The 17635-nt window shown below is 64.9% G+C and carries 15 protein-coding genes; 5 read left to right on the top strand and 10 right to left on the bottom strand.

Annotated features, from left to right (window positions below; genetic code table 11):
• Nucleotides 1–113: 113 nt before the first annotated feature.
• Entirely contained in the window at nucleotides 114–575 is a 462-nt protein-coding gene (locus AC5RUQ_RS11890; RefSeq protein WP_163164196.1) for a DUF4383 domain-containing protein, read from the bottom strand.
• 149 nt (nucleotides 576–724) lie between these two features.
• Here AC5RUQ_RS11890 and AC5RUQ_RS11885 point away from each other — a divergent pair, with 149 nt between their 5' ends.
• A complete protein-coding gene (locus tag AC5RUQ_RS11885; RefSeq protein WP_493947515.1) occupies nucleotides 725–2035 on the top strand; it encodes a cell division protein PerM in 1311 nt (436 codons plus the stop codon).
• Between the two features lie 36 nt (nucleotides 2036–2071).
• On the opposite strand, the gene AC5RUQ_RS11880 is transcribed toward AC5RUQ_RS11885, so the two are convergent.
• Nucleotides 2072–2503 carry a hypothetical protein gene (locus AC5RUQ_RS11880; protein ID WP_493947514.1) on the bottom strand — a complete coding sequence of 144 codons (432 nt, stop codon included), beginning with the start codon at nucleotides 2501–2503 and terminating at the stop codon, nucleotides 2072–2074.
• Nucleotides 2504–2542: 39 nt separating this feature from the next.
• On the opposite strand from AC5RUQ_RS11880, the gene purN reads away from it, so the two are divergent.
• Together purN and AC5RUQ_RS11870 are read left to right on the top strand one after the other, a co-directional pair.
• Nucleotides 2543–3121, top strand: a complete 579-nt coding sequence (purN, locus tag AC5RUQ_RS11875) for a phosphoribosylglycinamide formyltransferase (RefSeq protein WP_493947513.1) — start codon at nucleotides 2543–2545, stop codon at nucleotides 3119–3121.
• A 269-nt stretch (nucleotides 3122–3390) separates the two neighbouring features.
• Entirely contained in the window at nucleotides 3391–4212 is an 822-nt protein-coding gene (locus tag AC5RUQ_RS11870; protein WP_493947512.1) for a hypothetical protein, read from the top strand.
• A gap of 80 nt (nucleotides 4213–4292) precedes the next feature.
• Here the strand turns inward: AC5RUQ_RS11870 and AC5RUQ_RS11865 are convergent, their stop codons facing one another.
• Complete coding sequence (locus AC5RUQ_RS11865) at nucleotides 4293–5645, bottom strand: MFS transporter (RefSeq protein ID WP_493947511.1); 1353 nt, start codon at nucleotides 5643–5645, stop codon at nucleotides 4293–4295.
• A gap of 141 nt (nucleotides 5646–5786) precedes the next feature.
• Here AC5RUQ_RS11865 and purH point away from each other — a divergent pair, with 141 nt between their 5' ends.
• The gene (gene purH, locus AC5RUQ_RS11860) at nucleotides 5787–7484 is read left to right on the top strand and encodes a bifunctional phosphoribosylaminoimidazolecarboxamide formyltransferase/IMP cyclohydrolase (protein ID WP_493947510.1); all 1698 of its coding nucleotides are present in this window, start codon (nucleotides 5787–5789) and stop codon (nucleotides 7482–7484) included.
• A gap of 293 nt (nucleotides 7485–7777) precedes the next feature.
• Here the strand turns inward: purH and AC5RUQ_RS11855 are convergent, their stop codons facing one another.
• Complete coding sequence (locus tag AC5RUQ_RS11855) at nucleotides 7778–7957, bottom strand: hypothetical protein (RefSeq protein ID WP_493947509.1); 180 nt, start codon at nucleotides 7955–7957, stop codon at nucleotides 7778–7780.
• Nucleotides 7941–8924, bottom strand: coding sequence for a trypsin-like serine peptidase (locus AC5RUQ_RS11850; protein WP_493947508.1), 984 nt, complete (start codon nucleotides 8922–8924; stop codon nucleotides 7941–7943). The genes AC5RUQ_RS11855 and AC5RUQ_RS11850 overlap by 17 nt, the downstream gene beginning before the upstream one ends.
• Nucleotides 8925–9252: 328 nt before the next feature.
• On the opposite strand from AC5RUQ_RS11850, the gene AC5RUQ_RS11845 reads away from it, so the two are divergent.
• Nucleotides 9253–11472, top strand: a complete 2220-nt coding sequence (locus AC5RUQ_RS11845) for an NADP-dependent isocitrate dehydrogenase (RefSeq protein WP_493947507.1) — start codon at nucleotides 9253–9255, stop codon at nucleotides 11470–11472.
• Nucleotides 11473–11620: 148 nt separating this feature from the next.
• Here AC5RUQ_RS11845 and AC5RUQ_RS11840 read toward each other — a convergent pair whose 3' ends face one another.
• From AC5RUQ_RS11840 to AC5RUQ_RS11820, 5 genes are all read right to left on the bottom strand, one after another.
• The gene (locus AC5RUQ_RS11840) at nucleotides 11621–12148 is read right to left on the bottom strand and encodes an FIMAH domain-containing protein (protein ID WP_493947506.1); all 528 of its coding nucleotides are present in this window, start codon (nucleotides 12146–12148) and stop codon (nucleotides 11621–11623) included.
• A complete protein-coding gene (locus AC5RUQ_RS11835) occupies nucleotides 12145–13368 on the bottom strand; it encodes a serine/threonine-protein kinase (protein WP_493947704.1) in 1224 nt (407 codons plus the stop codon). The genes AC5RUQ_RS11840 and AC5RUQ_RS11835 overlap by 4 nt, the downstream gene beginning before the upstream one ends.
• A gap of 294 nt (nucleotides 13369–13662) precedes the next feature.
• A complete protein-coding gene (locus AC5RUQ_RS11830; protein WP_493947505.1) occupies nucleotides 13663–15246 on the bottom strand; it encodes a hypothetical protein in 1584 nt (527 codons plus the stop codon).
• An 88-nt stretch (nucleotides 15247–15334) separates the two neighbouring features.
• Nucleotides 15335–16072: a hypothetical protein gene (locus AC5RUQ_RS11825; protein ID WP_493947504.1), complete on the bottom strand. Its 738-nt coding sequence runs from the start codon at nucleotides 16070–16072 to the stop codon at nucleotides 15335–15337.
• A gap of 387 nt (nucleotides 16073–16459) precedes the next feature.
• Nucleotides 16460–17554 (bottom strand): Gfo/Idh/MocA family protein, encoded by a 1095-nt coding sequence (locus AC5RUQ_RS11820; RefSeq protein WP_493947503.1) that lies wholly within the window; start codon nucleotides 17552–17554, stop codon nucleotides 16460–16462.
• Nucleotides 17555–17635 lie beyond the last annotated feature (81 nt).

The following is a 17635-nucleotide window of genomic DNA, read 5'->3' as shown; positions in this document are numbered from 1 at the left end:
GGTGCAGCCGCACTGAAAGCGGCGACTGCACCAGCCAGTAGGACGAATATCTTCAGAACTTAGGGTTCTTCTCTCATTCGCGGCTCCTGTTTCCCGGGTTTACGGATTCCGGGTTATGTCCTGTCCGCGGTTGTATTCCGCGAGAACAGCCAGCCAGCAACAATCATCACGATGCCCAGCACCAGGTGCGTCCAGTTGTCCATCATGTTCAGCGACAGGAAATTCGCCGCTGAATCCACTCCGACAATGAGCCCGAAGATAGCCAGGACGATGTACAGCGCGCCTGCTCCCAGGAGGAAGTTCCGGGCTCCATGTTCTGTGCGGGACATAGCCCAGCCGGTGGCGCCGATGGCCAGTTGCACAATGTTCAGCAGCATGGACACCTGGAACAGCCCAAGGAACATCGCGTGCGAAGCCGGTCCGAGGAACATCAGTTCGCTGTATTGTGTGGTGACGCCGGGGATGAAGCCCAGGACTCCCACCAGCATAAGAACAATTCCCACACCCATGCCCACGTTCTGGACGTCTGCCCGTCCAAAGTGAACTCCGTGTGCATGGTGGGATGCGGTAGTCATACTTGCCTCCAACCACTAATTGTGGACGGTTAAATTTTACGGCGGCCGCAGGTGAAAAGCGCCGGTGCAAGACTCATCGAAGGTATGGCTCCGGGTTGGCGCCTGTCGGTCCCGGGCCGGGCGGCGCCGCCGTGACACCATGGAAAACGATGAAACTGCGCGCTGATCAGACCGGAGACCGTGGCCTTCCCATGCCCTTGTGGCTGCAGGGTGCCCTCGAAACGGCCCAGGCAGCCATCATCTCGGCACTGGTGGTGCTTGCTCCGATCATTGCGGTCTGGGCTACGGCCGGATTCCAGGACGGTGCCGCTGATTTTCTTGCGCGCCTGGCCGGGCAGTCCTGGCTGCTGGTCCACGGGGTGCCACTGGAACTCATTGCTGTCGGGCCCGACGCCGCCAACTCCGGCTCCGGGCTGCTCACGCTCTTTCCGCTTGGCTTGACCATGATCCCGTTCCTGCTCGCCTGGCGCGCCGGGCGCCGGCTGGCCCGGGCCTCCTACACGGACCAGCTGTGGCAAGCACTCCTCGGTTCCTGGCTGGTGTATTCCGCCTTCGGAGCTGCAACAGGCTTCATCTGCCGCACGCCCGACGTCGCCATTAATCCCTGGCACGCGATGTTCATCCCGCTCATCCCCTATGCCCTCGGCATGGTGATCGGCGCCCGCCGTGAGGCAGGGTCCTGGAGCCGGCTGATCGGCGTCGACGCCGTGGACTGGATTTCCCGCACGAGCCAGCATTCGCGCTGGGCAGGGTCCTACCTCGCCTCCGCCGCGACAGCCGGTTTTGTGGCGGTGCTGTCAGCACTGGCGCTGGCCGCGTTGCTGCTGGCTGTAGACCTGTTCATCCACTGGAACGTGGTGGTTGCGGTTTATGAAGCGCTCGACGCGGGCGCGGTGGGAGGTGCCGCCCTCACCGTTGCGCAACTGGGGTTCCTGCCCAACCTGGTCGTCTTTGCGTTGGCCTGGTCATCCGGCTCCGGCTTTGCGATGGGCCTCGGTTCCCACGCGGGCCCGCTCGGCACTGCTGTCGGCCCGCTGCCTTCCATTCCGGTGCTGGCTGCCATCCCGTCCGGACCCCTGGATTACGCCTTCGTTGCCCTGATCGTTCCGGTTCTAGCCGGGGTGCTGGCGGGCTGGTGGTTCCTCCGGGAAGGGGAAAACCATTTCGACGAGTGGCTTGCCATCAAGGTCCGCGCACGCTGGTTCACAGCTACCGTGTCAACGCTGGTGCTGGGCGTGCTGTGCGGGCTGGCTGCAGGGCTCCTGACCGCCGGTCTGGCGTGGCTGGCACGGGGCTCGGCAGGAATCGGGCGCCTCACGGACATCGGTCCCGACCCGTTCTGGACGGGAGTCTGGGTGGCGGCGGAGGTGGGCACCGGCGTCGTGATTGGCTACGCAGCGGGGCCATGGCTGGAACGGGAGCAGGCGGCAAAGGAAGCAGACGCCGAACTGGTCCGGTAGTTTCGGGAGCGGCCGCCCGCAGGGGAGGGGCCGGCTCTAGGGGAGCTGCGAGGGCAGCGATCCCTCCAGCTGCACCCGGCATGCCGACTGTGCCTGGTCCGTCAGCGCCCGGCCAACACACGCCTGGTACTCGCGCACTTCATTGAAGAACAGTGCTGTGACCAGGATCAGCAGCACCATGATCGCTGACACCACCAGCCCCGAAATGGTGCCGATGAGGACAAGGCGGGACTCCTTCAGCCGGGCGGCCCGGACGAGCAGCACCACACCGAGGGCAATGCTGGCTGCTGTGAGGACTGCGGTGAGCCAGAGGTAGCTGACGTCCAGCTGGTAAACAAAGAAGGCGCCCAGCACCGTCACCACGAAGATCCGGAACAGGGTGTGGGTTTTGCCGAGCGAGGCCTTTGCTGCCTCGCTGAGCGGCTGTCTTGTGCGCTGCCGCCCCGCCGGTTCCGGTGTGCTGTTCATGTTTTCCAGCCTACGCGAGCCTGCCCATAAGCTTGTGCCATGCGCATCGTAGTCCTCGTTTCCGGAACCGGGTCCAATCTTCAGGCAGTTATAGACGCGGTTCAAGCAGGGGAACTGGACGTTGAAATCGCCGCAGTGGGGGCCGACCGGCCGGGTACCTTCGGGGTGGAACGGTCCGCAGCAGCAGGGATTCCCACGTTTGTGGTCGACTTCAAGGCCTACCCGGACCGGGCAGAGTGGAATGCTGCGCTGACCGAGGCCGTGGCGGCATTCGAACCGGATGTGGTGGTCTCCTCCGGTTTCATGCGGATTGTCAGCCCTGAGTTTATTGACGCCTTCAACGGCAAATACCTCAACACCCATCCTGCACTGCTCCCGGCCTTCCCGGGCGCCCACGGCGTGCGGGACGCGATGGCGTACGGCGTGAAGGTCACCGGCTGCACCGTGCACTGGGCCGACGCCGGCGTGGACACCGGGCCCATCATCGCCCAGGAGGCCGTCGCCATCGAGGAGTCCGACACCGAGGAAACCCTGCACGAGCGCATCAAGGTGGTGGAACGCCGGCTCCTGGTGTCCACCCTGGCCACGCTCGCCGCCACTGTAAAGTCCCCCAAATAGCTCACAAATCGCTGCCAGTCAGTCGGGCGACCTGAGCGGCGGCTTTCCGGGCGAAAACCAAGTAGTCGGTCCCCAAAAGCGAGTACTGGGGCAAAAAGACGGGTAGCAACGGGGAAAAGACAGGTATACAGCTAGCGCTATATCGCTGGTTCCAGGAGTGGTGCAGGCCATAATCTGACGCCATCACATCCGTTCTTTTAACTCTGGGGGCTCCAATGTCTCGATTCAACCTTGCTAAGACCAGTCCGAAAGTCCTTTGTCTCACTGGTGTGCTCCTCCTCGGAACCGGGGCCGTAACTGCCGCCTTCGCGTCGTCGACGGCGTCTGCCAGCGAGATCAAGGGCTGCTACAACAACAGCAATGGCGGACAACTGCGCGTCCTTGCCGCCGGGGCCTCCTGCGACCTCAAGAAGGAGACCGCAATCTCCTGGAACATCCAAGGGATCCAGGGCGAGAAAGGTGACAAGGGCGACACCGGTGCCACGGGCGAGAGGGGCGCCACCGGAGAGACCGGGGCCCAGGGCACCCAGGGGGTCCAGGGCGAGAAGGGCGACACCGGAGAGACCGGGGCCCAGGGCGAAACCGGCGCCACCGGAGAGACCGGGGTCCAGGGCGAGAAGGGCGACACCGGAGAGACCGGGGCCCAGGGCGAGAAGGGCGACACCGGAGAGACCGGGGCCCAGGGGATCCAGGGCGAAACCGGTGCAACGGGCCCGCAGGGCGAAACCGGTGCAACGGGCCCGCAGGGCGAAACCGGTGCAACGGGCCCGCAGGGCGAAACCGGTGCAACGGGCGCAGACGGCGCCGTCGGACCGGCGGGTCCTGCCGGGGCCACCGGCGCCACCGGGGCAACCGGTGCGGCCGCTTCGACGAGTGTTTCTGTGGTCACGGCGACCGGACCCGGCCCTTCGGTGACGGCGTCGTGCACCGGAGGCAAGACCGCAGTCTCGGGCGGCTACAGCCTGATTGCGGGCGGCAACAACGGTGTGCTGTCTAGCCTGCCGGTGATGAGTGGGACGACGCCCACGGGCTGGACCGTTACGCGACAGAATCCGGGGACGATGACGGTTTACGTCACCTGCATCCAGTAGTTCCTGACAGCCACACACCGACGGCGCCCCTCAGCAACAAAGCTGAGGGGCGCCGTCGTGCGTTGAGCGAACCGGGCGGGCTACTCGAGGCGGCGCTGCTTGGTTTCGGGGGAGAAGAACGCCATCCACAGCACGGCGATCAGCACCAGCCCGCCGGCCAGGGCGAAGGACGTTGCCAAGCCCAGCTCGGGCCAGAAGTAGTTCGCGAAGATCAGCGGCCCGAAGCCTGCACCGAGGCGGGAGAACGTGGATGCCCACCCGAAGCCGGTTCCGCGCAGCTCGGTGGGGTACAACTCTGACACGTAGGCGTACAGCACCGGGATGGCCACCTGGACCACAAACCCGAACACCAGGAGCCAGAACACGGCCGCCGTGGGGATGTCCACCACAATCGCCACGATCACCAGAGTCAGGGCTGACAACGGTCCGGTGACGGCAAGGATCCATTTGCGGCCCAGCCGCTCCACCAGAAGGGCCGCCACAACAACGCCCAACAGCCCAACGGCGGCCATGGACGCGGTGGTGACGAACGCCTTGTACTCGGCAAAGCCGGCACCAATCAGGATCCGCGGCATCCAGGTCAGGGACAGGTAGTAGACAAGCAGGATCGAGAAGAACAGGGACCAGGCCGCGGCCGTGATCTTCCAGTTGAACTCCCATACCAGGCGCAGCTGATGCCAGGCGCTGCCGGCGGACAGGCGAGGCACTTCCTTCGCGTCGGGCAGGCTGTAGGCGCGGGCTTCCGCCCCCGTTGCTGCCACCAGGCCATCAATGACTTTGGCCGCTTCCTCGCGCCGGCCCTTGCGGATCAGGAACAGCGGGGACTCCGGGACGCTCCGGCGGACCCAGAACACCAGCAGCGCCGGCAAGACCATCACCAGCATGGTTAGCCGCCAGTCTCCGTACACGGCCACCAGCCCGGCGGACACAAAACCTGCCAGGGCTGCCCCCACCGGCCACCAGCCATCCATCGCGGTGAGAACCCTGCCGCGCTGCTTGCGGGGAGTGAACTCACCTACCAGGGCGTAATCCACGGGGATACAGCCGCCCAGGCCGAAGCCCGCCATAAACCGGAACACACAGAACCAGATGAAGTCGGGGGAGAAGGCCCCGAGCACGGTGAAGAGGGAGAAGATCAGCAGCGTGGCCGTGAACGCTTTCTTGCGTCCGATGGTGTCCGCAATGGTGCCCCAGATAAAAGCGCCAAGGGCCATCCCGATGAGGTTTGACGTGCCCACCCAGGCTACTTCACCCGGGGTAAGGGCCCAGTGCGTGGACAGCAGCGGAATGAGTATGCCGTTCAGGGTCACGTCCCAGGCATCAAACATAAAACCAAGGCCGCCGATCAAAAAGATCCTGCCCTGGACTTTCCATCGCCAGGGCAGTTCCTGGACCACCTGCTCGCCGCTCGGCACAGTGGTGTAAGTATTCATCGCAGCCTCCTGAAAGAACTCTAGCCGGGCCCGCTGACCTTCACACTTCCGCCTGCACCGGGGGCCAGCTGCACTTCGCGATAAACTGGCCCTATCCCCACCAACCGCGGCACTGTTCCGCGACATAAGACGGAGACATTTGTGAGCTTCACGCAGCATGAGCGCGTAACCATTGACCGTGTTCCCATCCGCCGGGCCTTGATCTCGGTGTACGACAAGACCGGTCTGGAGGAGCTCGCCCAGGGCCTGCATGCAGCAGGAGTGAAGCTGGTATCCACCGGTTCCACGGCCAAGAAGATCGCCGCCGCCGGCATCCCTGTACAGGAAGTCGAGGAAGTCACCGGTTCCCCGGAAATGCTGGACGGCCGCGTCAAGACCCTGCACCCGCGGGTTCACGGCGGCATCCTTGCCGACCGCCGGGTCCCGGCGCATATGGAGACGCTCACCAAGATGGAGATCGAACCTTTCGATCTGGTGGTGGTGAACCTCTACCCGTTCGTGGAAACCGTCAAGTCCGGTGCTGCGCAGGACGACGTCGTCGAACAGATCGACATCGGTGGCCCCGCCATGGTGCGCTCCGCCGCGAAGAACCATGCCGCCGTCGCCATTGTGGTGGATCCTTCCTTCTACGGCCAGGTGGTCACCGCAGCCGCCGAGGGCGGCTTTGACCTGAACACCCGACGGCGTCTGGCCGCCAAGGCCTTCGCCCACACGGCGTCCTACGACAACGCCGTGGCAACGTGGACCGCGAGCCAGTTCCTGGATGAAGACGGCGACGGCGTCATCGACTGGCCCGCCTATGCCGGCCTCTCGCTGGAACGCTCCGAGGTGCTTCGCTACGGCGAGAACCCGCACCAGCAGGCAGCCCTCTACGTGGACAAGGCCGCTCCGGCCGGCATCGCGCAGGCTGACCAGCTGCACGGCAAGGCCATGAGCTACAACAACTTCGTGGACGCCGACGCCGCCCTTCGCGCCGCCTACGACTTCAGCGAACCTGCCGTTGCCATCATCAAGCACGCCAACCCCTGCGGCGTAGCCGTGGGATCCGCGGACGCCGCCGATCCCATCGCCGACGCCCATGCCAAGGCCCACGCCTGCGATCCCGTCTCCGCGTTTGGTGGCGTCATCGCAGCCAACCGCACCGTGACCGCGGGCATGGCAAACACCGTCAAGGACATCTTCACTGAAGTTGTCATCGCCCCGGGCTTCGAACCTGAGGCCGTGGAGATCCTGTCCAAAAAGAAGAACATCCGGCTTCTCGCCCTGCCCGAGGGCTACGGCCGCTACCCGTCGGAGATCCGCCAGGTATCCGGCGGCGTCCTGGTCCAGGTCAGCGACAAGGTTGATGCCGACGGTGACAACCCAGCCAACTGGACCCTCGCTGCCGGCGAAGCGGCTGACGAAAAGACTCTCGCGGACTTGGCCTTCGCCTGGACCGCCTGCCGCGCGGCAAAGTCCAACGCCATCCTCCTTGCCCAGGACGGCGCCGCCGTGGGCATTGGCATGGGCCAGGTCAACCGCCTCGATTCCTGCCGGCTGGCGGTGGAACGGGCCAACACGCTTGGCGTGAAGGTGGAGTCCGACGGTGCTAGTGGGGGCGATGCCCCCGGCGGTGCCTCGAACGCCGACGCGAGCGGGGCGCCCCAGCGCGCCCGCGGTGCAGTGGCAGCTTCCGACGCCTTCTTCCCGTTCGCGGACGGCCTGCAGATCCTGGTCGACGCCGGTGTCCGCGCGGTGGTCCAGCCCGGCGGTTCCGTGCGGGATGAGGAAGTCATTGCGGCAGCGAATGCGGCTGGCGTCACCATGTACTTCACCGGAGCGCGGCACTTCTTCCACTAATCCCCACCGGCTCCCTAACCTCGCAAGTCCACACCGGCTCCCAGCCCTCGCAAGCTCCGGGCCGGGGCCCTCGCCGGGCGGCTCCACTGCCAGGGAACCCTGCCGGCGTGGGCCCAACCGGCTCCCTAACCTCGCAAGTCCGCATCGGCTCCCAGCCCTCGCAAGCTCCGGGCCGGGGCCCTCGCCGGGCGGCTCCACTGCCAGGGAACCCTGGCGGCGTGGGCCCAGCAAAACGAACGACGGCGCCTGTCCCCTGCTTAGGGGACAGGCGCCGTCGTTATCTGCAGCCTTCGTTAGTCCTGGTCAGTGGTGCCGGAGTCCGCACCCTCCTGCGGAAGCCGGAGCTCCCGGGGCCTGGCTTCCGCCATGCGCTGCTGTGTCCAGTACTCGAGGATCTCCTCGCGGGACTGAGTGACATCGCTGTGGCTGACGGAATCCCCGCCGGCTGGAGTTTCCTCAGCGTGTTGAGGCAAAGTCGTAGGCCTCCTTGATGACGAAGCCCCAATAGGGGCCGTACATGACAGCTGAGCCTTTGTTATAGCCGTAGCTGTTGATTGAGTTCTGGTATCCGGTTGCACCGGTATCCGTGCTCGTCTGGATGAACCAGGGGCCACCGGAGGATCCGCCTGTCATATCGCACGGAATACCCTGCGAACCAAACTGGGGATTGCGCTTGTCGCTTCCGGCAGTTCCGGTGCAGCTCTTGAGGGTCTGGCCGTCGAACGGTGATCCGGCGGGGTAGCCAAACGCCTTGTAGTTCAGGCCGTACGGCTGGTTGAAGAGCACTCCGGATCCGCCAACGACGTCGGTCAGCGTCTGGCCGCTGTCATTGGGGCCCATCACGGCGAAGCCGGTGTCATAGGCCATGTCACCTTTGGAGCTCCACTGCGTGGGTGCGTGCAATGATGTGGCGGTCCACTCTCCGTAGGGGGCGGTGCCGTTTTCGTAGGCTGGCACGAAAAGGAAGTTAGTGGCGAATTCGCCGGGTCCCTCGTTGAGGCAGTGCCCGGCTGTGGCCACTGTGCTTTCGTTGCCGGAGGCGACGGCGTTGCCCGAGCAGACATAGTTGGTGCGGCCGAGCGTGAAGAAGACCTTGCCGACGTGCTTGACGGGGGCTTCGCTTTGGGCGATGATCGGCTTCCCCTTGGCTGCCTTGGCCTCGCTCTTCTTGCCCTTTTCCACAAGCAGCGCGCTCGCGCGGTTGCCCCTCTCCAAGGCCTTGTCCGCCAGGACGTCCCCGGGAATGGCACTGCGCATGCGCTCGGACGTCCAGTATTCCGCAACCCCTGTGCCGTCCAGGACTTCACTGACTACAGACGGGTACTTTTTGTCCCCGGAATCGGCCGGTGCAGCGGCCACTCCGCCGGCTGCGGTGAGTGCCAGAACGGCTGCGGCTGAGAGGCTCAGAAGACCGGTAGCCAGAGGCCTGGTGCGTGTCATTGTTGTCCTGTCTAACGGTTGCCCCGGGGATAGGGCCGGAAGTGACGTCCCGAATGTATATGGATATGACACGTTTGTAAATAGTAGTGACGTATCATGTAGCGGCCCGGGAGGGCCCTGCGCCTGCCTTGACACGAGAATTCGACGGCATGGCGCGGCTCCCGCACGCGTGACGCCGTCGAGCGTTCTCCATCGCTGTAATCCTGCCCACCGGCAGGGTAATCCTGACGCCTCAGTAGGGTTCAAACCGGCGTCCTCGGGTAAGTTGTAGATGGTGAAATAGACCGAATTTTCACAACCAAGCCGACCCACAGGGAGACGCCCGCGCATGTCCAAGATTATCTACACCCACACCGACGAAGCGCCGATGCTGGCTACCTATTCGTTCCTGCCAATCATCGAGGCGTTCGCCTCGACAGCAGGTGTGGAGGTGGAGACCCGCGACATTTCGCTCGCCGGCCGCATCATCGCCGTTTTCGGTGACTACCTGACCCCCGAGCAGCAGATCGGTGACGCCCTCGCTGAACTCGGTGAACTGGCGAAGACGCCGGAAGCCAACATCATCAAGCTGCCCAACATCAGTGCCTCCATCCCGCAGCTGAAGGCCGCCATTGCAGAGCTGCAGGGCCAGGGCTACGCGCTGCCGGACTACCCGGACAACCCCTCCTCGGACGAGGAGACGGCAGTCCGCTCCCGCTACGACAAGATCAAGGGCTCCGCCGTGAACCCGGTCCTGCGTGAAGGCAACTCGGACCGCCGCGCACCCCTGTCCGTTAAAAACTACGCACGCCAGAACCCGCACTCCATGGGCGCCTGGACCGCCGATTCAAAGACCAACGTCGCCACCATGGGCCAGGACGACTTCCGCTCCAACGAGAAGTCGGTTGTTATCGAGTCAGAGGGCACCATCGCCATCCAGCTGGTCCGCGAGGACGGCTCCGTGAAGGTCCTGAAGAAGGCCTTCCCCGTGCTGGCCGGCGAGGTCATCGACGGCACCGTGATGCGCGCGGGAGCCCTGGACGAGTTCCTGAAGGCACAGGTTGCCCGCGCCAAGGAAGAAGGCGTTCTGTTCTCGGCCCACCTCAAGGCCACCATGATGAAGGTCTCTGACCCCATCATCTTCGGCCACGTGGTCAAGGCCTACTTCTCGGAGCTCTTCGAGACCTACGGCAAGCAGCTCGCCGCCGCCGGCATCAGCCCCAACAACGGTCTTGCCGCCATCCTGAGCAGCCTCGAAGACCTGCCGGAGGACGTGCGCGAAGGCGTGCAGAACCTTATCAAGAAGGGCCTCGACGAGGGTCCCGCCCTGGCCATGGTGGACTCGGACAAGGGCATCACCACCCTGAACGTTCCCAGCGACGTCATCGTGGATGCGTCCATGCCCGCCATGATCCGCAGCTCAGGCCACATGTGGGGCCCGGACGGCAAGGAAGCTGACACCCTGGCTGTGCTGCCCGACAGCTCCTACGCCGGCATCTACCAGGTGGTCATCGATGATTGCCGCGCCAACGGCGCCTACGACCCCACCACCATGGGAACTGTGCCGAACGTGGGCCTTATGGCGCAGGCGGCCGAGGAATACGGCAGCCACGACAAGACCTTCGAACTCCAGGAAGCCGGCACCGTCCAGATCGTGGACGGCTCCGGCAACGTCCTGATCGAACACCAGGTATCCGAGGGCGACATCTGGCGTGCCTGCCAGACCAAGGACCTGCCCATCCGCGACTGGGTCAAGCTGGCCGTGACCCGTGCCCGGGCGTCCCAGACCCCCGCCGTGTTCTGGCTGGACGAGGAACGCGCCCACGACGCCAACCTCATCGCCAAGGTCAACGAGTACCTGAAGGACCACGACACCGAGGGCCTGGACATCCGGATCATGTCCCCGGTGAAGGCCATCGCCTTTACCCTGGACCGTATTCGCAAGGGCGAGGACACCATCTCCGTGTCCGGCAACGTCCTCCGCGACTACCTCACGGACCTGTTCCCCATCCTGGAGCTGGGCACCAGCGCCAAGATGCTCTCGGTTGTTCCGCTGATGAACGGCGGCGGGCTGTTCGAGACCGGCGCCGGCGGTTCCGCCCCGAAGCACGTCCAGCAGCTGCTCAAGGAAAACCACCTGCGCTGGGACAGCCTGGGTGAGTTCCTGGCCCTGGCCGTCAGCTTCGAGCACCTGGCCACCACCACGGGCAACGCCCGCGCCCAGGTCCTCGCCGATACCCTGGACCGGGCCACCGGCACCTTCCTGCTGGAAAACAAGTCGCCCAGCCGCCGTGCCGGTGAGCTGGACAACCGTGGTAGCCACTACTTCCTGGCCCGCTACTGGGCAGAGGAACTGGCCAAGCAGGCAGACGACGCCGAACTGGCCGCCTCGTTCAGTTCCATCGCCGGGGAGCTCTCCTCCAAGGAGGAGACGATTGTGGGCGAGCTGGCCGAGGTACAGGGCTCGCCGGTGGACATTGGGGGCTACTACAACCCGGACGACGCCAAGGCTTCCGCCGTGATGCGCCCGTCCGCGACGCTGAACAAGGTTCTGGCCACCCTGAGCTAGGGGAGGGCTGCGGCCGCAGCTGGCCAGGCAACGCGAAGGAGGCGGCGCCCCGGGTTAATTCCTGGGGCGCCGCCTCCTTGCTTGGGGGCTGGAACGTCGGCGTCGCTCGCTGCTCAAGCGATCGCCGTCGTACGTTGATGGCCAGAGTTTAGTCTTTGCCTTTCCCTTTGCCCTCGTTGTCCCTCTTATCGTCATCATTTCCGGACTCGGATACGGAGGCGGAGGCGGGCGCGGGGGCCGGAGCGGGCTCGGGAGCTGGTGCCGGCGTCCCGGTGGATGGTGCCAGCGTCTCGGCGGGCGCTTGGTCCGCTGCGGTTTTCGCGTCTTCTGCTGCCTTCGCGGCCGCCGCGATAGCTTGTTCCAGGTCGGCGCGGACGGCCGCTGCGATGGTCGTGATGGTCTGGCGCCGCTCCTCGGAAATCTGACCCTTGCCCTGTGCCGCGGCCAGCTCCGCTTCAAGACCTTCGAGGGCTTTCATGGCTGTGGCGGGATCATTCCGCGAGGACGCCTCGCTCACTTCCAGGACCCGCGCCTGGAGCTGACGCGCAGTGGCGGGCTGCAGGCCTGGGTCGCTGGGAGCGCAGCCAGCCAGCAACCCGACCATAAGTACGGCCGCCGTCCAGATCACAACCCGCTTCTGCCTGTCACTCGGGGTGTGCCTCAGGGTCAACCTCACGGCTCCACGCTCTTTTGGAGTTCCTCGAGGTGGTCGCCAAGGATGCCGGTCACCGTTGGGTAAGGCACGACGTCGGGCGTGGACTGGGTGGACAGGCTCGCCAGCACGGCCGCTGTGGCGGCAGCTATCAGCACCACCGCGAGAAGCACTGCCAGCCAAAGGCGCCTGCGCCGGGACCCTGTGGGCCGCTCCTTCCCGGGCGGTCGGCCCTTGGTCCCGTGCTCAGGGGCAACCGGTGAAGCATCAGCCACTGGTCCTGCCGCCTCGCGCAGTTCATCCACCGATTCCTCAGCAGTGATGGAAGGCGGGTGGAACGGCATTGCCGGCAGGACCCTCGTGGTCTCCGGAACGAGTTCTCCCGGCGTTGACGCCGGCGAAACCAATGCCTGCCTGAGGGAGGTTTCGATGTCCGCGGCGGCGGGACGCTCCAGCGGTTCGATGGCCGTCATGGAGCGGATCAGGTCAGCCCATTCAGACGGCAGGTCCTCTGGAATCTCCGGAGCACGATGAAGGCGGGCCACGGCAGATTCCACAGCGCCGCCGGGATACTCGATAGTGCCCTTGATGCATTCAAGCAGTACAAGGCCAAAGGAGTAGATGTCTGAAGCCGAAGACAGGGGCTGGCCCAGGGCCTGTTCAGGGCTGAGATAGGCGGCAGTACCAACCATGGTTCCCGTAGCCGTCAGCCGGGTCGAGTCCGCGATACGGGCAATGCCGAAGTCCGTGAGCTTCGGGCGCAGTGGCTCGCCGGGGCGGATCTGTACCAGCAGGATGTTCGCCGGCTTGATGTCCCGGTGGATGATCCCAAGACCATGAACATAAGCCAGGGCATCGGCGATACCTGCACCAATCACTGCGAGTTCCTCAAGCGGGACACGGCTGTGCCGGATCCTGGTGCGCAGGTCCTGCCCGTCCACGAGCTCCATGGTGAGGAATGGTCTCGGCTCATCGGGGACGCGGGTGTCAATCCCGGCGTCGAACAGCGTCACCAGGCCCGGATGGTTCAGCGTCGCCAGCAGCTGGATCTCCGCTTCCTGCCGCTTCAATTCGTCGGCGTCCGGTGCCTGCGGGGCAAAGAGCTTCAGGGCAACGTCGCGGCCCAGATTCTCGTCCCGGGCACAGTAAACGGACGACATTCCACCGCGGCCAATAACCTCACCCAACCGATAACGTCCGCCGACCACTTCATTCTTGATGGAGCTAGGCGATTCCGCCACCATGACCCGTTCCTCCCGGTGCGCTGCGGCACTGTCGTACAACAAATTATACGGGCGGTGGAGTAAACGGACGATTGGCCTCGGCTTCCGTTCTGTGACACGCCGACGGTCCGGCGGCGAACCTTGCAACTTTTCGCCGCCGGACCACCGGCCACAAGGACATGCGTGCTGATGACATGTTTGCGTTAATTTGTGTGGTTGCGTTTTGTGTTTTGCGGGGTCCTCCTTCCGCTTAGCCTGCTTGCTGCTGCCGCTTCAGGCGCATGGTGCAGGTACTGTCAGCAAACCTTGGTTGTCCTAGGACACCTTGCGCTTGCGGAGCATCAGGAGGATTCCTGCCACCAGAAGCAGCAGGGCCAGCGGGACCAGGGAAACGTCCACGCCCGTCTTGGCCAGGGCGTTGGCACCCTCGCCTGCACCACCCTGCGCAGGGGTGCTGCGAGGGGTGGTGTCGACGGCGATGGCACCGCCAACTGCGGTGGAACCTGCCGGGGCCGCAGAGAAGCCGCCGGCACCTGCCGTGCCGGTGTCAGAACCGTTGTTCGAACCCGTAGTGCCGTTTCCGGTGCCATTGTCGGTGCCATTGTCGGTGCCGGGTGTGTTCGTGCCCGGAGCGTTAGTCCCGGGGTCAACGGTGCCGGTGCCTCCCGTGTTGCCGTCACCCGGGGTCCCGGTTCCCGGGTTTCCTGTGCCCGGGTTTTCCGCGCCATTGCCGCCACTGCCCAGCCCGAGGCCCAGGTCCAGCCCCAAGTCAACGACTGCAGCCAGTCCACCCGTGCTACCGGTACTGCCGGTGCCGATACCGATTGCTGCGTCCACGCCGGCATCGAGTCCGCCGGTGGTGCCGTCGGTTCCGTTGGTGCCGCCGAGGTTGATGCCGACGGCGGCGTCTACCAGGGCGTCGAGTCCGCCGGTGGTGGTGCCGGTGCCGATACCGATTGCTGCGTCCGCGGCGGCGTCGAGTCCGCCGTTGGTGCTGTTATCGGTGCCGTTGGTGCCGCCGAGGTTGACGTCCACGATTGCATCCACAGCTGCGTCGAGTCCGCCGTTGGTGCCGGTGCCGTTGGTGCCGCCGAGGTTGACGACCACGACTGTATCCACAGCTGCGCTGGGTACGCCGGTGGCGCCGGTGCCGATGCCGATTGCTGCGTCCGCGGCGGCGTCGAGTCCGCCGTTGGTGGTGCCGGTGCCGTTGGTGCCGCCGAGGTTGACGTCCACGATTGCATCCACAGCTGCGTTGGGTACGCCGGTGGTGGTGCCGGTGCCGTTGGTGCCGCCGAGGTTGACGTCCACGATTGCATCCACAGCTGCGTTGGGTACGCCGGTGGTGGTGCCGGTGCCGGTGCCGTTGGTGCCGCCGAGGTTGACGTCCACGATTGCATCCACAGCTGCGTTGGGTACGCCGGTGGTGCCGTCCCCTGCGACTGTCCCGAGGTCCACCACCACATCTGCCGCGACCGCGAGATCGGTCGTGCTTGGGGCGGTTTCGGCTGTAACGGCGTTGCCGAGACCGAGGTCTACGGCGGCTGCCGCGGCGAGGTCGGGGCTGCTGGTCTGGCCGGTTGCGTTCCCGAGCTCGACCACCACATCTGCCGCGACTGCGAGATCGGTCGTGGTTGGGGCGGTTTCGGCTGTAACGGCGTTGCCGAGGCCGAGGCCGAGGTCGACTACGGCGGCGACGCCCGTGGACTCCGACGGCGTTGGGCCACCCAGCAGGCCCAACGACGCCGTGTCAGCGGACGCCGCCGCCGAGATGAGGGCAGATGCGGAAAGATCCGATCCGCTGGTGATGTCCGCGGCGTTCGCCGCGGTGCAGCCGAAGGCCAGTAGCCCGCCGGCAAAGAGGGTGCCGAGCATCCCCCTGCGAAGGTTGGAACTCATGATGATGTCTCCTGAAAAGTTGAGGTAAGGGTGCTTATCAGCAACCCGTAATGCCGCGTTCTGCCCGACGTGGGCAGACGGGTCTCAACTAGTCAGGAGAGGAGCCGGGGTCGTAAGACACCGGCGCAGGGACGTGCTCAGAGGTCTCGCCGGCGCGGACGGCACCGGCAATAGGAAGATCAAACGTGAAAGTGCTTAACCATGCCGCGGAACCCGAGGAGCCGGATATGGAGGCCCCACTTCCCGCCCCCGAACCGGGAGCGGCAGGAACCTGGACATGGACGGGCGAAGGGCCCGCATTATCCTGCTGCTCTGCCTCAATGCCAGATGCTGCGTCTGCAACCCAAAGAACCGGTGCGGTACCCGTAAGGGCAACCGTACCGACAGGGGAGACGGCGAGACCCGATCCTCCCACAGCGTCAACAACGGGCACGCCGGAAGGGGTTGGGCTTTCGAAAGCTGCGCCCGAATCCCCGGCAGCAGCGGGGTCACCTGTTGGCACGACCGTGGCGCCCTCGGAGGTATCTGCATCGACCAGGACGGGCAATTCAGGAACCGCCACGGGTAGGGGAGCGGTGCCCGTCACCAGGTCAGAGACAGGCTGCAGAACGGGTTCAAGAACCGGAACGGCCGCGGCAACGGGTGGAACGACAACGTCAACAACGGCCGCAGTGGCCCCGTCCGCAACTCCAGCGATAGGAGCGGAGACAGCCGTAACGGCACCAGCCGAAACCACCTGGTTCACAACCGGTACCGCAGAAACGATATTGTCCGATAGCCCCGACAGCTGGCCCACCACTGGCTGAAGCAGCCCTGTCGAGGACACAGCAGCAGGAGGTGCAGATGGGGCGGCGGGTGCAGGCCCGGCAAGTTTTTCCGTTACCGACGACACCGAACTCGTGACGCCGCCCAACAAGGACGTGCTATCAGAAAGCGCATCTGCTGAAGCTGCAGGAGATGAAAACGTCAGCCACGTCAGGGTCGCCGCGCCGGCGAGGAGCACAGGACGCAGGGCACGCCACGGAGAACGAGCCTTAGCCATGCGTACCACCCCCAGTACCGTTGAAGTCGACGGATGCCTACAGGGTAAGACCGAATGTTGCAAAAAGTCTAGGAATTCACCAAACAATTCGACTCAATGCCGCTGCTTATCTTCCCTCACATGACATCACGCGGGAGCCTTGTCACGGTATTGACTTTCTACTGCCGCAGTTTACGGCTGTGTCACCTTTGTCTCTTGCCGCTCATCATTGGGGTAGCTGACGCCCAGCTGCGCCCGCACTCCATCAAAGAGGCGCATGGTGTTCAACGTGTCCTCCAGCGGCATCACAGGGCTCTCCGTGAGACCCTGCTGAATGCAGCGCGTCACCTCGCGCAGCTCGTACGTGTATCCACGGCCCACGACGTCAAAGGATTCGACCCGGCGTCCGTCCCACCCTGTTCCAATGACCAGTTCCCGCGGATTGTTGATGGATCCGATGCTCTGCAGGAAACCCTTGCTGCCGGCGACGGTGGCCGTGCGGGGGCCGTGTGCGAGCAGTGACGAGGTGAGCTGCACCTGCGCTCCGTGGTTGTAGCCGAGGGTCATCGCATTCTGGGCGTCAACGCCGTCGTCATTTACATGTCCTGTGGCACTGACAGTCTGGGGAAAACCAAGGGTTCCCAGCGCCCAGAGCAGGGGGTAAACCGAAAGATCGAGAAGTGCGCCGCCACCGTCCTGCCTGGCCCAGAGCCTGGCGGTGGGTGAGTAGGGGGCGGGGAAGCCAAGGTCTGCGGTCACCCAGTGGACGTCGCCAATTTCCCCTGAGGCGGCAATTTCGAAAGCCCGCTGCATTGCCGGCAGGAACCGGCTCCAGACCGCCTCCATCAGGAAGAGTTTCCGGGACCGGGCAAGCTCGATGAGCTCGGTGGCTTCCCTGGCGTTGACGGTGAACGCCTTTTCGCACAGGACGTGTTTGCCGGCATTGAGCGCCGCCAGCACAACTTCATGATGCTGCGCATGCGGCGTTGCCACGTACACCACGTCCACCGCATCATCGGCGAGCAGCCGCTCGTAGCCGCGGACGCCGCCGTCGTCCCCGTAGGCCCTGGCAAAGTCGTACGCCACGGCGAAGGCATCTGCTGTGTCCTGCCCCCGGGAGCTGACGGCATACAGTTCTGCATCGGCCAGCAGCGCCAGGTCCTGTGACACAGAGCGGGCAATTCCGCCTGTGGCGATGACACCCCAGCGAAGGGGGGCTCCCGTAGCGGAACGGGGATCCTGATCGGACTGGCTGGACAACCAAGGCTTGGCGATAGGCGCACTCATGGTGCCCATCCTCTCACTGCAGTGCGCGGGTGTTTCGGATATTACTTGTGGGAAGTGAGGGAAGGTGCGCGGGAAGGGGCT

It is taken from the genome of Arthrobacter sp. MDT2-3, assembly GCF_059090465.1.
Note: the sequence above shows the minus strand (reverse complement) of the source record. Positions and strands in the feature narration are given on the sequence as shown.